The 15,901-nt window shown below is 38.4% G+C and carries 8 protein-coding genes and 1 pseudogene; 3 read left to right on the forward strand and 6 right to left on the reverse strand.

The window, feature by feature from the left end; translation table 11 throughout:
• Window positions 1-66: 66 nt before the first annotated feature.
• The 3 genes from VY86_RS09605 to cpmA are packed head-to-tail and all read right to left on the reverse strand — an operon-like array spanning window position 67 to window position 3,155.
• Window positions 67-888 (reverse strand): TauD/TfdA dioxygenase family protein, encoded by an 822-nt coding sequence (locus VY86_RS09605; RefSeq protein ID WP_023045188.1) that lies wholly within the window; start codon window positions 886-888, stop codon window positions 67-69.
• Between the two features lie 13 nt (window positions 889-901).
• Window positions 902-1,651, reverse strand: coding sequence for a carboxymethylproline synthase (gene cpmB / locus VY86_RS09610; protein WP_023045189.1), 750 nt, complete (start codon window positions 1,649-1,651; stop codon window positions 902-904).
• Between the two features lies 1 nt (window position 1,652).
• A complete protein-coding gene (gene cpmA / locus VY86_RS09615; RefSeq protein ID WP_046974797.1) occupies window positions 1,653-3,155 on the reverse strand; it encodes a carbapenam-3-carboxylate synthase in 1,503 nt (500 codons plus the stop codon).
• Between the two features lie 321 nt (window positions 3,156-3,476).
• Here cpmA and VY86_RS24095 point away from each other — a divergent pair.
• Window positions 3,477-4,973: pseudogene (locus VY86_RS24095) on the forward strand (IS1634 family transposase); the annotation flags it as partial.
• Window positions 4,974-5,150: 177 nt separating this feature from the next.
• Here the strand turns inward: VY86_RS24095 and VY86_RS09625 are convergent.
• From VY86_RS09625 to VY86_RS09635, 3 genes are all read right to left on the reverse strand, one after another.
• Window positions 5,151-9,593, reverse strand: coding sequence for a hemagglutinin repeat-containing protein (locus VY86_RS09625; protein ID WP_046974798.1), 4,443 nt, complete (start codon window positions 9,591-9,593; stop codon window positions 5,151-5,153).
• 62 nt (window positions 9,594-9,655) lie between these two features.
• The gene (locus VY86_RS09630; protein WP_046974799.1) at window positions 9,656-11,323 is read right to left on the reverse strand and encodes a ShlB/FhaC/HecB family hemolysin secretion/activation protein; all 1,668 of its coding nucleotides are present in this window, start codon (window positions 11,321-11,323) and stop codon (window positions 9,656-9,658) included.
• Between the two features lie 839 nt (window positions 11,324-12,162).
• On the reverse strand, window positions 12,163-12,753 hold the full coding sequence (locus VY86_RS09635) for an AidA/PixA family protein (RefSeq protein ID WP_046974800.1): 591 nt from the start codon (window positions 12,751-12,753) through the stop codon (window positions 12,163-12,165).
• A 516-nt stretch (window positions 12,754-13,269) separates the two neighbouring features.
• On the opposite strand from VY86_RS09635, the gene VY86_RS09640 reads away from it, so the two are divergent.
• Together VY86_RS09640 and VY86_RS09645 are read left to right on the forward strand one after the other, a co-directional pair.
• Entirely contained in the window at window positions 13,270-13,998 is a 729-nt protein-coding gene (locus tag VY86_RS09640; protein WP_046974801.1) for a LuxR family transcriptional regulator, read from the forward strand.
• A gap of 580 nt (window positions 13,999-14,578) precedes the next feature.
• Window positions 14,579-15,751: a MalY/PatB family protein gene (locus VY86_RS09645; RefSeq protein ID WP_046974802.1), complete on the forward strand. Its 1,173-nt coding sequence runs from the start codon at window positions 14,579-14,581 to the stop codon at window positions 15,749-15,751.
• Window positions 15,752-15,901 lie beyond the last annotated feature (150 nt).

Genomic DNA, 15,901 nt, shown 5'->3' on the forward strand with positions numbered 1-15,901 from the left:
TCATTTCAATGATTAACAATTAATGCATTTTTTAAAAACCCCTTCCTGCGAAGGGGGAGGAATAATTTAAATATCAGCAGTTTGTCCACGGTAAAGACGACGAATGATATTATCGTCATCAAACTCCTCTCTTTCATGAATAACTCTTCTGTTATCCATTATAACTAAGTCACCTTTTTCCCAATAGTGCTTATAATAATAACGAGGGTTTTTCATAAATTGAGTAAGTTCTGTGAAAAATCTCTTTGTTTCTTCATCTGTAAATCCAACAATTCTAGGTTCCCAACTAGATGGTTGCCCTTCATCGAATGGAAAATATATTAACATTTTTCTTACCCATCCAAGGTCAGTAAATACAGGAACTTTAAACCATCCAGTAGGAGATACATCTACGTAGTAACCATACTCTAATACCCGAACTTCAAAAGTTTCATTTTCTAAAACATTTAATAAATGCTTAGGCATTTCTTTGCATGCAAGAACATGGTCACAAACAGTAGTAGCACCGCGAAATTTCATATTTTTTATTTCCGCAGCATATAAAAAAACCTGATCTACTTGAGATAATAACAACCCGCCATCAGCATGAAATGGAAGTTGTCCACGCCCAGTGACTATTTTTCCTTTCTCTCCCTCAAGTTTCAATGTATCACGATACCCAAAGCCAACATCTATTTTTTCATCTGCATACTCAACAATTGTTCCATATTTACTATATATATCACGGAATTCATCAGCATCAAGATTAATTTTATTAACTACAACAAAACCTTGTCTCATAAGGAGATTTTTAATTTCTTCGGTAGAAGATTTTAAAAAGTCATCTGCACTTATTTTAGCACCAAAGCCAGATTTCATTATTGGTGACCACTGTAAACAACTATTCATTTAATGATCCTTATTAATATTTTTCGCCAAGTACTTTTTTAAAATGATGTTGAGAATCTCTAGAGCCAAACGAATTTTTATGAACTAATTTTGATTCCTTCCTACTTTCTTCTAATATTTCAATGAACTTTTTATTCATGAATTTTTTTGTATTTGAGTATGCTGTTTTTGGATACTTTGCAAGTGAATTAGCAAGTTCAATTGCAGTTTCTAAAAGAATTTCTTTATCTGTTACTTGATTTGCAATATTGTATTTAACACATACTTCTGATGAAAGCTCTTCACATTCAAATACAATCTTTCTCATTAGATTGTGACCATGTGTAAAACCAAGTATAGCCGCCCCTACAGAACAACCAATCCCATGTTTTAATTCAGGCATTATAAATTTAGCTTCATTTGACATAACTCTTTGGTCAAACATTAAAGAAAATTGAAATCCCATTCCTATAGCATAACCATCTACTGCGGCTACTGTTGGTTTATTTACTTTCAAAACTGTACAATATAGATCAATTACTCGATCTATCCAAGTTTCTACACTTTCTCCTGATAGATTTTTAACCTCATTGAAATCTCCACCAGAAGAAAAAGAACGGTTTTTTCCACCATAAATAACTATGGCTTTCACATGCACGTCTTGTTCAGCTTTAATTAAAGATTCTTTAATTGAATTTTCTAACTTTTCGTTAAATGGATTATGTTTGTTCGTATGATTAAGTATAATTACTCTAATTGAGTTAAAATCTCTTTCTATAACCACATTAATTCCTTTTTATAATTTCACGTAACTTGGTTGAATTTGCTTCCTCAATTAATAGATTTCCTTTTAAAAACTCTTTATATATAGAATAACTAAATCTTGTTTTAGCTTGGTAGTTATTTACTTCAGTCCCGATAATTTTTGCGAAAGATTTATTAACGGAAGATCCTTCATGGATACCTATTTTTTTTCTCCATACTATTTCTTTTGGAAGAAGATTTATGCTATCAGCATACTCTCGCAAAATGTTTTTTACCTCATTATCCCTAATTTTAAAGTATGGATCCAAATTATTACATAAAGATATAAGATTATTAGTCCAAAATGGGTGGTAAACATTCAATCCATAACTTACTGCTCCATGAGTTGAAAATTCTCCAGTCCATTTAGTTCTATAAACCTGCTCAGACAATATTTTGTTTGGTTCAGAATAGGATTTACCAGGCTCTAATATACCTCCAAACAATAGGTCAGAACCATATCCTGTTATCAACGAATTAACTTTTCCCTCTGCTAACTCATAAATATTAAATAGCCCTGATTGGATCTCAGAAGATAACCCATCAAATATTTCATTATGATAAATAGATTTCACTATACCTGATATAATTTCATCTTCACTAAGGATCTTAATTTCATGGTCTGTACCAAGATGATCAGAAACTATTTTAGAAAATTCAAATTCATTACTTAATTCTGTTCCTATAGACCATGTTTTTACTTTACTAAAATATTGAGAAGCTAAAGCAGTAACCAAGCTTGAATCTAATCCTCCTGATAATGGAATACCTATAGTTTCATTATTTTTAGATAATCTAGATATAGAGTTTCTTAATTCTGAATCAATTATATCAAGAAGAACGCATTTTTTTATATCAAAAGAATTTTCATCTACAGGAGATGTAAGATATTTAATCTCTAAATGAGGATATTTTTGTGAGTCAAATGTTAATCTATTTATTGTTCCAGGTTTTAATCTGGACACATTTCGGATTGGCGAAAAATCATCTGGCCTTAGTGATTTTTGAATAACTTCCCTTTCAGATTTAAAATCAAAAGCTTTTTCCCCTTCTACTTTACCAATAATTTTCAAACTATTAGTAATCCAAATAGAATCAGTTTGTACTAAATTTACTAAATTTAATCCTCTAGACTCTGTTATTATCTCTATATTACCTTTTTTATCCTCAATAAAAAGGCAATAGTCTCCTTCTGCTATAGAAATAATAGAGTTGCCAAATTTTTCTCTAATTGATAATATTACTTCAACATCACTTAGTATATTAGATCTTCCTTCTATTTTCCCAAGAATAGATCTAATGGTAGATATGTTATATATATTACCAATTAAAAAAGCAATATGCTTTTCATTTTTAAACTTTGATATATTTGTTGTATTACTAAACAATATTGTTCCAGTAAACAATTCATCAAGTTCAAAATCATTTGTTAATTTATTATCAACATCAATACCATGCTTAACAAAGCAAAACTCAGAGCCCAATTCCAATCCCCTCTTTTATTTTTATAATGCTAAAAAACAGTTTCATAAACTAATATATTTTCAACTACAGAAATGGTTTATTAAAAATAACAAATAATACAAATATAATCAATAATTATAACAATTAAATTAATAATAATTAACAAATAAAATATAACCATTTGTTATTTAATGATTTATTTTTTATAACCGTCATTCCGCACCTAATTCCTGATTTAAAAATAGTGTGATCTTTCGCCTGTTTTGTGTATTTATTGCGTTGATGAGATTGACGGTGGCCTCCAGTTTTGATCTATTACTTTTATTTGCCGGAAAATCAATATGTCCACACCAGCGCCTGTCATTAAACGTCTTGATCATCTGGGTATTATCGCTGCTTTTTGTCATGAAGTTCGTTTGCCTCGTATGATTGATTCCATCATCCCAAAACACTCGGAGCATACCGTTTCTCATGGGGATGCCTTCCTCGCGATGATCCTCAACGGACTGGGATTTCACAGTTGAACACTGCATATGTTTCCCGGCTTTTTTCAGCATAAACCGATTGAACGTTTAATTGGCCCTGGCATTGATGCAGAGCATCTGAATGACGATGTGCTTGGCCGGACACTGGATGCCTTATATGAAGCCGGTGTTTCAGAAATTTATCAGGTACTTGCTGAACATGTCATTGATAAGTTAGGTATAAAATCGGATTCTGTGCACCTCGATATCACCCGTTTCCACGTGGATGGCGAGTACAAGTCACCATTAGAGGACGACACTCAGCGCATTGAGCTCAGGCCGGGATACCCGTTTATATGCAAGCGATAAGTGGGAATACCAACGATGCCAGGGCCTTTGCCGAATTCACAAAACAACATATTCGTTGCCTGAAAGCCGCCTAAAACAGCCGTTACTTTGTCGCGGATGCCGCCCTTTACAGCGAAGACACGATATCTTCTCTTCATCAACAAAAACAACTCTTTATTACCCGGGTGCCTTTAACCGTCAAGGAAGCTAAACAGCAGCTCCTGAGCGTGGATCTCAGCCAGCTACAGCCTGTTACCGACGGGTTATGCGAGATGTTGGGTAAGCTCCTGCTATGGGGGTGTGGCGCAGCGGTGGTTATTGCTCAGCAGTGAGTCTGCCGCCAAACGTGAAGGACAGACCTTCGAGAAAAACACACTTAAGATGACGGAAAAAGAACTGAAACGGTTTGAAAAATTGTGCAAAAAAACGTTTACCTGCAAAGCAGATGCCTTACAAACCCTGTGTGATTTTGAATCCGAATGCCAACTTATCCGTATTGATGCGCCTGAGGCTAAGGAAGTCGTCACTTATCAAGGCCGTGGACGCCCGAGTGAAGATAAACAGCCTGATGTTCATTATCAGCTCTCAGGCCGGGCTTACAGCCAGCTGGATAAAGTTGCTTATGCAAGGCTCAAGGTGGGGATGTTTATTCTGGCCACCAACGAAATGGATAATGGTGTGCTTGATATGGAAGCATTACTTTCCACTTACAAAGCCCAACAAAAGGTTGAGCGGGGCTTCCGGTTCCTGAAAAGCCCGGAATTCCTGACATCCTCCCTGTATCTGAAAAAACCAGAACGCATAGAAGCCTTATTGATGGTGATGACGTGCAGTTTAATGGTTTATGCCGCTCTGGAACATAAAATCCGCACCGGATTAAAACAAAACGCCGCCTTTTACCCGGATATGAAAAACCTGCAGACTCAGTCTCCCACAGCACGTTGGGTGTTTTTAACCTTTGAAGGAATTAACGCCTTTGAATTTCAGGGACACCGGATGGTGACGGGAATGCAGCCATACCAGAATGCATTTTCAAACAACACGGCAAAAGGCTATGGCTTCAAAATAGGCAGCTCAAGTCTGAGTTGGTACAAATTAATCATGCCTGAGGATTTCCACGAACTGAATTTTTTCAAATACTCTGATCGTGCCTCAGGCATTTAGCTCCCTTCTTAACTATAGCTCAGATTAACTAATAACAAATTAATGAGATTTACGGTTAATTATTTCGCCATTAATTGTGCCGTTTTCAGTTTCATTGCTATAGGTTTTCACCAAAGGTATTTTACCGGACAGTACATCTTCCTGGACTTCCTTAATAATTCCGCCAACAGAATCAGGTAATACAAGGCTGCCGCCTTTGCTATTGTCATAGCCAGTGACAGATTGTTGTTCCACATTTTGGGTGTTAAGAGTGACATTACCTTGTGCACTACCAATCTGACCACCAATCAAATGTGTATTTCCTTTTACATCCAGATTAACGCTCTGATTACCGGAAATTACCGATTGTTCACTGACTGTTTCCCGATCTTTAATATCGACATTACTTTTGAATTTACCTGTAACACCATTAATCCCTTTAATATTATTAAGGCTATTAAACGCGGAGGTTAGTCTTTCTTGTAATCCTTTCTGCTGTGGTTCTTCTGTTGTATTTTTCGATGGATCATCTTTCGACACATCGTCTTTAGAGGTTTCATCTTGAGGTGCATTATCCTTAGTTGCTTCATCTTTGGGGATGTCACCACTTTTGACTTTAGATTCTTTCGTGTAATTAATACCGGCATCAACACCGACATTTAACCCATGCTCAGTATCTTTTCGGCTTTCAACACGCAAGTCACCGCCAATATTGCCTTTTACCTGATCAGCATCTATTCGTGCTCCGCCTACTATCGTGTCACCACCACTGTTGATAACGACATTTTCACCCTTAATATGACTATTATGCTGGGTTGTTGCTTGCAGGCGATCAACACCCGCTTTGACTTCCCCGCCAAAGTTATGTTTTGTGGTGGTGGTTGTACTGTCATCCTCAGCTTTTTTAACCGAGCTTGCATTATCGCCACTGCCTTTCAGGTTCAATTCCCAACTGTCGTTATTAATCCGATCCTGAGCAGATACCAGTTCGATATTTCCTTGTTTGGCATTCAGATCGATCTGCTTACCTGTCACTTCAGCACCTTTCAGTGTCAGGTTATTGCCCGCACTCAGATTGACACCTTGCTTACCGCCAATCTCACTTACCTGAGCTGCGGTGCTGTTTTTGCTATCAGTGTTGTAACCGCCGCCAAGACCGATATGAATATTCTTGCCTTCTGGGGTGGTTCCTCCTTTAGCTGATGCTTCACCGTTATAACCGGTTGCTGTTTTCGTCGTGCTGTTGGTGGCGTTATCAAAATGGATATCACCTTTAGCATCTACACTGGCTTTGCCGGCGCCGGCATTCAGAGATGTACCCTGATATTTAGCATCTCGCTCGACATGGATATCAATATCATCTGTTGCGGTAATTCGGCTGGTGACTGCTTCGGTTGTGGAAGTATGACTGCTTTGTGTGCCGCCTTTGCCTTTACCGTTAGCAGAGATATCTTTGCCGGTGGTGGTATAGACACGCAGGTCAGCATTGCCGCTGGTTTCACTGTGGCTATTTTCGCGGTGATTCTGTGCTGCTTCACTGGTATGGCTGTCGGCTTTCAGCGTGACATTACCCTGGCTGGCGTGATATTGAGTGCCCTGATCATACAGCTCGCCATTGGTTTTAATAACCACATTGCTGGCCTGGACAGATGTCACAACAGCGTCGGACTTTTTGCTGGCTGTCTGGATGCTACTGCCGTTGGCTGCAATATCCGCTCCCAGATTGGGTGTGCCTTTCTTGGCGAATGTGCCATCCAGAGCTGATTTTACGGGCTCTTTCACTACTTTCTCAACCGGACGGGTGACAGCGCTATAATCTATATTGACGCCAATATCCGTGCCAACCTGTAATTTACTGTTGGAATTTGATTCAGTATTGGATACCGCCAGATTGCTGACTTTGCCTGCCTCAGCAGTATAAGCGCCATTGACTTTATGGCTTGCACCTTCCTGAACCAATTCCCCGCTGGCTTTAATGTTCAAATCACCTGCGATCTGCGAACCGGAAACAACGGCGGTGGTGCGGGTATGATTATTGTTATTACCTTCATAGCCACCATGAATACCGGAGCCCACTTTATCGATTCCTCCGGTAAGATAGACACCAACGTGCTTTTTACTCTGAGATTTCTCTTCAGATTTTTTATTATTCGCGGCTAACAGATGAACATTTGCGCCGGTGATCTTAGCATCACCTTTGGTCGTCACCAGATTGGAACCACTGAGGGTGACGTTTTTATCAGTATCAATAGTGATACTCTCCCCACTCAACGTAGAAACTTGCTGTGTTGTCGTCTGATTTTTCTGGCCGTTGCTGGTATGTGCAATACCCACGCCGGCGCGATACTGCTTGTCTCCCTTTTGCTGGAACTGACTTTGCAGATCCAGAGAAGTGTTTTGCTTATCAACCTGTTTTTGCTCGCCATAGGAGAGTATGTTGATATTACCGGATGTATTCAGGCTAAGGGCACCGGTACTTTGCACCAGACTGCCAACCACATTCAGATCTTCATCGCCGAGTAATTTGAGATCAGCCTCGGAAACCAACTCGCTGCCATGAGATTTCTGTTGATTGCTACTGGTTCTTTGTGAGCTGTTGGTGATGTTGAATACGGTACCCGTTCGTTCATCAATTTTCTGATTGAGATGGCTGACAGCATTGTCGATAGTTAACTTGCCACTATTAGCATGCACAAAAGCACCTTGAGTTGCTTTTACTTTGCTGCCGGTAATGGATATCCCCTTCTGACCTGACAGCAATAAACGTCCATTGGCGGTCAGTTCTGACGCATGACTGGTTTCTTTTAACTCACTGTTATCTTTATTACCGCCGCCGCCGATACCGCCCCAGTATTGCTTATCATCACGTACAGCACGGCTGTCAGCAATTTTCTGAACATTGATTTGCAGTTGTTTACCGGCTTCCAGTGTCAGTTTCTGACCTGCGTGAACCTTTGTTCCAAGCAGTTCGGCCTGAGCTCCGGCCTTAATATCAAGATCACCACCTGCTTGCAATTCACTGGCAATCAGGCGCTGAGTTTGTTTACTCTCTTCCCAACTTCCCGTTTGCAACTTAGCTGTGTGATTTTTCTTGTAACCTTTTTCTGATGTTTTCTCTGTTTCAATCAGACCAGCAATCTGCACATCTTTTTTTGCTGTAATAGCCAGTTTATCTTTGGCATCTATTTGGCTGCCAAAGACCTTAACGTCACCTTCAATGGCGTTTAAATTGACATTCTGCCGGGCTTTTATCGTATTCCCTGACTGATGTTGTTTTTCACTCTCCTGAGTAACCTCATGCCGCCAGGAATAACCCCGTTGGTTATCGACATTTTTAGTGGATTGAATTAATTGCTGCCCGTCTAAAGTCAGATTAGCGCCACTCAGACTAACATCGTCGCCCACTATATCTGTGGCCGTCATCTGGTTATTGTTCTTGGCAACCAATGAGATGTTTTTGCCTTCCAGTTTAGTACGGGCCAGTGACTGGCTGCTTTTACTGTCATTGGTATAAGAACTGCGGAAATAGCTTTGGTAATTATGACTACCGTCACGGCTATATTTTGATTCGCTGACTTTACCTTTTACCTGAATATTGTTGCCCAGAAGCTCAACATCGCCACCTTGCAGGTGTGCGGCTTCTAAATTAAGGTTGCCGTGAGAATCAACAAGAATCTTGTCATTCCCGGTAAGAGAGCCTTGCAGATTTACCCCGCTGCCTTTGGCGGTATTCAGCAAATGAATGCGCCCGGCTTGCATACTGCCAAGATAATAACTATCCAACACCCCGGTTAATTTTTGCTGAGAATCGCGCACTTCTCCCGTGGCGGAGGTTTTATTTTCACCACTGATAGCATTAATCTCTTTTTGAGCGGTGACAGTTCCCCGGTTGTCAATTTTAGGGGCAATAAGATCAAGAACCGCGTTGGCGATTAAGCCATCGGATTTAATTCTCAGACTATTCTGATTATCAAAAGTGCTGAAACCTTGTAAATTACCCTGTTCTACCAATGGATTACCAACGACCAGAGCAGCGCGGTTAGTATTAATAAAACCACATCCATTACAGGTAATGCCATTTGGGTTTGCCAGCACATAATCTGCTGCGATACCAAACACCTCCTGCTGACCTAATAGCAGGGAAGGGTTCCTGCTGATAACCTCATTGAGAATCAGGCTAGCGGCTTGACCATTTAAATTGGGGTTAGCGGTGAGCTGGCCTGCTAATTGTGATTTCCCATCCTCCAGAGCGTTATTCAGGACGGCGCCCAACTGGCCGACGTTATAATCCAGATATTGGTTATGTGACAACCCGGAAGAGGAGGGCGTCACGATATTCACAACAGTTGCTTTACCTTCGATAGATAAAATATCGGGACGATGTGCCTGATCGCCACCACCAACGATTTCATTGGCAAAGCCGGTGGAGCAGGAAACAAGGATGATTGCCATAGAAGCGGCAAGCTTGCCGGTAGGGGATAACCTGAATTTTTTATTTTTCATACATGAGTCTCTCTATATTTAGTTATATTACTGTGTACAACGTTGGGCACTGCTAAAAACCATCAAAAGGTGTAAGAAAAACGGGTCAGAACCTGCACGGGTTCATCGGATGCGTTACTGTTGGAAAGCAATTTTCCACGGCTGGCTTCGATATCGAATACCATGTGCTGGTATCTCAGCGTGGCGCCAGAACTGAATCCCGCACTGCTTTGCCAGCCTTGAGGGCTGCGATAGCCTTTAACCTGGCCGGCATCAATACCGATACGTACAGATAACGTACTGTTAGCAATTAGGAAGTTGCGGGACAACGTATTTTGCAGATACCAGCCGTTATCCCCGGATAGTGTGTTTTTGCTGAACCCCCGGACCGCGTTGCGATCAGTAATATTCAGCCATTCAACGCCGGGTAGGCCGTGCCGGTTGTATTGCCCATAAAGCAGGTTATTGAGTTGGTAAGATGAATTGAACAGCATAAAACGCTGATGCAGGTTAACCATCAACTTACCTTTGGTGAATTGCCTATCAAGATAAGTTGTGGCGGTTTGGGCGCCAAACCAAGGCAAACCCTGTTCAACACTCAGATTTAGGGTGATTAAACCGGTGGGGATTATGTGTAAATGATTGACCCCGAGTTCAAACACACTCAGCGTCTGGCTGCTGACACCGATCTTGGTGTCATTGATGTAATTGTTGTAATTCTTATAAATAAGCTGCCCGCTGACGGTATTAATCTGAGATTGATTGCGATAGAAGGCAAAATCAGAACGCATCCCAATTTGCTGAGTATTCCCGTAGATTTTTACGGTTTTGGTTTGCAAATGGGGATGACTGGCATATTGGGAATAACTACCAAATCCACTGAATGTTGCTGCGCCGTAGGGCACTGAATAGATAAGAGTAGCCGCGCGGCTGTAGCGATTGGATGGGCTATCCAACGTACTACTGACATTTAGGCTGATAAAGTCGGATAAGCCGAATGGACTATCAAAACTGGCATTGGTACGGGCCAGCCATTTCCCGGTACTTTTCTGTCCATAATTATCAGTGGTGATATTCAGCAACCAGGGTTTACTGTGCTGATTATGCAGTTTAACGACTGAGCCACCATTAACTGTCCCCGGTAAAATATCCAGAGTGGTTTTATTGGACTGTAACCGGTTCGCCTGATCTAAACCCTGATCAAGTTGCGTGATATTCAGGGGCTGCTTTTCCAGACCGGGGAATAACATACTGCTGTTAACCCAACGATTGCCCCCTTCGATTTTCTCAATAAATCCTTCAATAACATTTAGCCCTAACTCTCTGTTGGCATCGGGAGCAATAAACTGAATACGGGCGGTAACATAGCCTTTACTGATATACAACTTCGTCAGCTCATGGCTGAGTCGATTGATATCATGACTACTGATACACTCTGGGGACAAAGCGCTGAGAGTATTTAACTCCCGAACAGAAAGAAGCGAGATCCCTTTCAGATAAACACCTGTTAACGGCAGACACTGTCTGGATTCCGGCAGTACCGGCGCAGGCGTTGACTCAGGGACTGTATTAGCCTGTTGTTTTAATTGCTGATATCGGCGTTGTTCTATCAGTTGGTTAATTTCCCGGGAACTATCTTGCAACGTTCTCCTGGCTTCAGTCATCGGCAGATTATCATTTAACTCTGCTGGTGAAGCGGTTATTTGAAAGGAAATAGCACACAATATTAAAATAGATATTCTTTTTATCATACATTCACCGATAAGGATGATATTTTATTCCATAAAACAAAAATATACGGTTTTAGCCTGATAGGTAATTGCATGCGTATTGGCTAACTTATTCGTTATTAAAGCATACTCTTGGTTATATCATGCTCTGATTAACGAGTAGCGTTTCTGTTACATCTCGATTTTCTATTATAAATTTCAATTAATTGGTTATGCAGATAATAATAAGTTAATAAGAATACTTATTTTATTGCTTATTAATGAATTGACTTAAGTGGAATGAGTAACCGATAGTGATTTTGATGGGTAATAGGATGATGCCATTAGGAAGATTCTTAAAGAAAGGAAGGGTTAAGCCAAATAAGTAATAATAAACTAAATTTTAGTTCAGTGTTATTTGGCTTATAAAATGATAATTCCTGATGTAATAGTTTTTATAAGTGATTTTCGTTAGATAAATGGATGATAGAAAGAAGAGTGTTTTGATTGAGAAAAGAATAATTATTTGGAGATTGTTGAATTGGTGGCTGGAAATAAATTTTACTTATGTTGCTGGAAGTTTTATTTTATAAGATAATAATATTATTAAGTTTTGTTTTTATATAGTTAGGTGTTTATTATAAATAAGTTTTCATAATTATGCTCCACTTCCAACCAGCCCTTGTGTACCAAGATATACAGCCTTTTCATCCAAGTGGTCTGTAGAATCAATGAGATAGGCTACAGAACCAATGTTGTTCAAAAAGAAAACAAAAGGCATAGGTGTATCAGTATTATGGAAAGCTATTTATATGTTTGGGTAAATTGATAAAATACTGGAAAACTATTTTGATAATTTTCCAGTAGGAAGCTACAGATACTTAACTATTAGTTACTTCAACATATGGATCGTATCGATAATAACCCAGGAGCTTTGTACCGTCATAAGCGGCAAAAAACCATGTATATCGTTCTACACCTAGCTTATGAGCCGTTGCTTGAAAATAACTATCTCGAGATTCAACAAAAATGGGTTTAGGTTCATCCTCTCCCGCATTAACTCCAGAAGGAATCATTGGCGTTTTTTTACCTGTTGGGTTCTGTGACCATATTTGTGATGGAGGAGAGATGACATCTTCTCCTAGACTAAGTTTTTGGAACTTATACAATATAATAGAATAGTCGAAATTATTAGATACAGTTGTAGCCCTCCATCTAATATTTGCATTAACGGGAACAGTTATACGAGCACCAGATGAACTACTAAGTCTCATTCCATCTGCGGGAGTATAACTCGCTATATATACATACTCCTTGATCGTTATTGGATTTTTAGAGTCCAGAGAATTCTTAATTTGGTTATTATGAATAAATTCAACAATTGAATCGACATCAATAATAAAGGTGACATCGGCTATAACAGAATTCCTGGCTGTGACAATATTGTTTTGATCTTGAATTACTTCACTCATTATAATACCTCTTTATATACTTAAATTATCTATTGGAAATTGCAGGGTTATTTCGATTGCTAGTTATTATTATAATAATTTTCTTTTTTTTTAATAATTAACTATTAAGACTGAAACATCCACTGGTATAAATCATAGTTTATACGGAAAAATTACTGATATATTTATCAGGGGTTGATTTATATAGTTAAATATTTAAGTTAACTTGTTGTTATAAAAGATAAAATAGAAGAGTTTTAGATTAATGTGTTGAATGGTTGCTTATATTGTTTTGTAAATGGTTTAATATTCTCCACATGAATATATTATATTTCTATATATAGTTTTGTCTGATTATTAAAATTTCAATCATATTGATATAATTTCTCTTATTTACGAATAGTACATTGTGACTTACCAGATATCTTTCATCTGTATAACAGTAAATGATTATTTTCTTTATTAAATGGGAGTTTTGCTACTATAATTAATACTGGGATTTACTATCAATATTCTTAATTTTCAAGAGGACATTGAATGAATATTTATAGAACATATACCTCACCCTATAAATTTCATGAATTAGATGTAGATGCTCATTTTGTTGCTGAAATTTGTGAAATTATTAATAAAATCTCGGGGTTTAGCTTGTTCTCTCTTGTCTTAAAGGCTCGCTTTCCTATATCTAACCGTGAAGTGTATTTTTTTGATAATTATCATGAATCTTGGAAAAACATTTATATAGAAAAAAAGTATTGGATGATTGATCCCGTTCTAAATTTCCGGCCTGTTCCACCTTCTTTTTCAAAAGTATGGGACTTAGATTTTTTTTCAGAATCTAATGGACAAGAACTTTGGTATGTGAATCAGAAACATGGGTTTCGTTCTGGGATCACATTTAGATTGCCTGCATTTTCAGGGACTTACGGAATATTTTCTGTTGCGGGGAAAGACGGGCATATTGATAACGAGACAATGTATAAATGTAGTGGAGAAATTTTAGGGGTATATATTAGGATAATCAGACACTTGACATCAAACACAAAATATTTGCAATCGTTCTATATAGATGAAACTTCATTTTCAAATAGAGAATTAGAAATATTAAGGTATACCGCAGATGGGATGATATCAAGTGAAATTGCAGCAACCATCTGTGTCACTAAAGGTACAGTTGATTTTCACCTAATGAATATTGTTAAGAAACTTGGCTGTAGAAACAAATTTCAGGCAATAGCTAAAGCTGCATTACTTGGCTATATATAATTAATATCAATTTGAAACTATCAGATATTTATATTTTTCACTTTATAAATCAACTGGAATTATTAATATTATTACTCAAATTAATTGATAGGAGAATTCGAACAGAAAATAATTTCTTACCTCTGTACCTTTATTGGTACTATTGTAAATAGGAGTTGGAAAGATTTTCCATGACGAGATGAAAATGATGTTTATTGAAAATATAAAAATAGCTTCAACTAAATGCACTTATCCTTTGGCAGAATTTTAATATTATGGTTCTGCCTGTTCTCTGCTTAATATATGTATGATTCCGGGGTTATTAATGACTGTTCAAGTCGTTGTAATGTGCCTGCTAAGCCAATAAAGGGTAAATGTTAGACTTTATTCTGAAATTTATATCGACGATAGGAGATTTCCCTAGATAATCCATGGTGCTATTTATTAAATAACATTTAACAATACCCGTTAAAGCCATTATGTTGGGGATGGATACTTTCCCCATCAGTCATGATGATATTATGCTTCACAAATTGTTATCGGGCCGTAAGCTCTGTCGGTAAAAGATGAGCTTGATGCATTAATTTAAAGGGAGAAAATAATGTTTGACTTTGATACCCCTATTGATCGCCGCGGTACTTGGTGTATTCAATGGGACTATGTTGGAGATCTTTTTGGTGCTAACGATCTCCTCCCTTTTACTATCGCTGATATGGATTTTGCCACTGCTCCCTGCGTTATTCAGGCATTACAGAAACGTGTGGATCATGGCATATTGGGTTATAGCAGCTGGCAGCATGAAGAATTTTTTGGTGCTATACGTCATTGGTATCAGCAACAATTTAATTGTGAAATCAATACAAATTGGATGGTTTATGGCCCTTCTGTGATGTACATGGTTTCACAGTTAATCCGAATCTGGTCTGAACCCGGTGAAGGTATTGTCGTCCATACTCCTGCTTACAATAACTTTTATAAAATTATTCAAGGGAACCAGCGGCAACTACTTTCTTGCCCATTTGAGAAACAAGGCAATGATTGGGTGTGTGATATGGATCAACTTGAAGCCTTGCTATCTCAACCGGAAACAAAAATATTATTGCTGTGCAGTCCACATAATCCAACTGGCAAAGTCTGGAGTCATTCTGAACTTAAAACTATGTCTGAATTGTGTCAATGTTATAATGTCAGTGTCATCAGTGATGAAATTCATATGGATATACTCAGGGGAGAAACGAAACATATTCCCTGGAGTGAAGTTGCTACGACTCGCTGGGCATTAATCACTTCGGCATCTAAGACATTTAATCTTACTGCGCTGACGGGGGCTTATGGTTTTATTTATGATGATCATAGTCGTGCGGCATGTTCTCATCAATTAATGCAGCGTTATGGATTATCTTCTCCTGCTATTTTCTCGATATCAGCCCATATTGCGGCTTACCGGGAAGGGCAACCTTGGCTTGATGCATTACGCGATTATCTGAGTGGTAACTTGAATTATATTGCTCAGGAACTGAATGCAGTATTTCCACAACTGAACTGGCAGCCGCCACAGGCGACTTATTTGGCCTGGATCGACTTGCGTAATCTGCATATTGATGATGATAAGTTACAGCAGTTACTTGTCCATGAAGAGAAAGTTGCTATTATGCCGGGTAGAATTTATGGTGAAGCTGGCAATGGTTTCCTTCGTTTTAATGCAGGATGCCCCCGTAGTAAAGTTGAATTAGGTATCCAAAAATTGATCTCAGCATTGAAAAAGCTATGCTGATAATGATTAATTCTGGCAGGTAAACTGTTTCTATTATATTGCTAATGAGTGATAGAAAAATAATGGCTGGGTTCTGTAATTAACGGAACTCAGCTTTTTTGAACTTGGTGGTAATAAATTGAATCAATCAGAATATAATGAAAGAGAAAA

The organism is Photorhabdus thracensis (assembly GCF_001010285.1).
GTDB classification, from domain to species: Bacteria; Pseudomonadota; Gammaproteobacteria; order Enterobacterales; family Enterobacteriaceae; genus Photorhabdus; species Photorhabdus temperata.

Coding starts and splice junctions, on each gene's coding strand:
- VY86_RS09605 (WP_023045188.1), bottom strand. CDS start 888: ATGAATAGTTGTTTACAGTGGTCACCAATAATGAAATCTGGCTTTGGT.
- VY86_RS09625 (WP_046974798.1), bottom strand. CDS start 9,593: ATGAAAAATAAAAAATTCAGGTTATCCCCTACCGGCAAGCTTGCCGCT.
- VY86_RS09630 (WP_046974799.1), bottom strand. CDS start 11,323: ATGATAAAAAGAATATCTATTTTAATATTGTGTGCTATTTCCTTTCAA.
- VY86_RS09635 (WP_046974800.1), bottom strand. CDS start 12,753: ATGAGTGAAGTAATTCAAGATCAAAACAATATTGTCACAGCCAGGAAT.
- VY86_RS09640 (WP_046974801.1), top strand. CDS start 13,270: ATGAATATTTATAGAACATATACCTCACCCTATAAATTTCATGAATTA.
- VY86_RS09645 (WP_046974802.1), top strand. CDS start 14,579: ATGTTTGACTTTGATACCCCTATTGATCGCCGCGGTACTTGGTGTATT.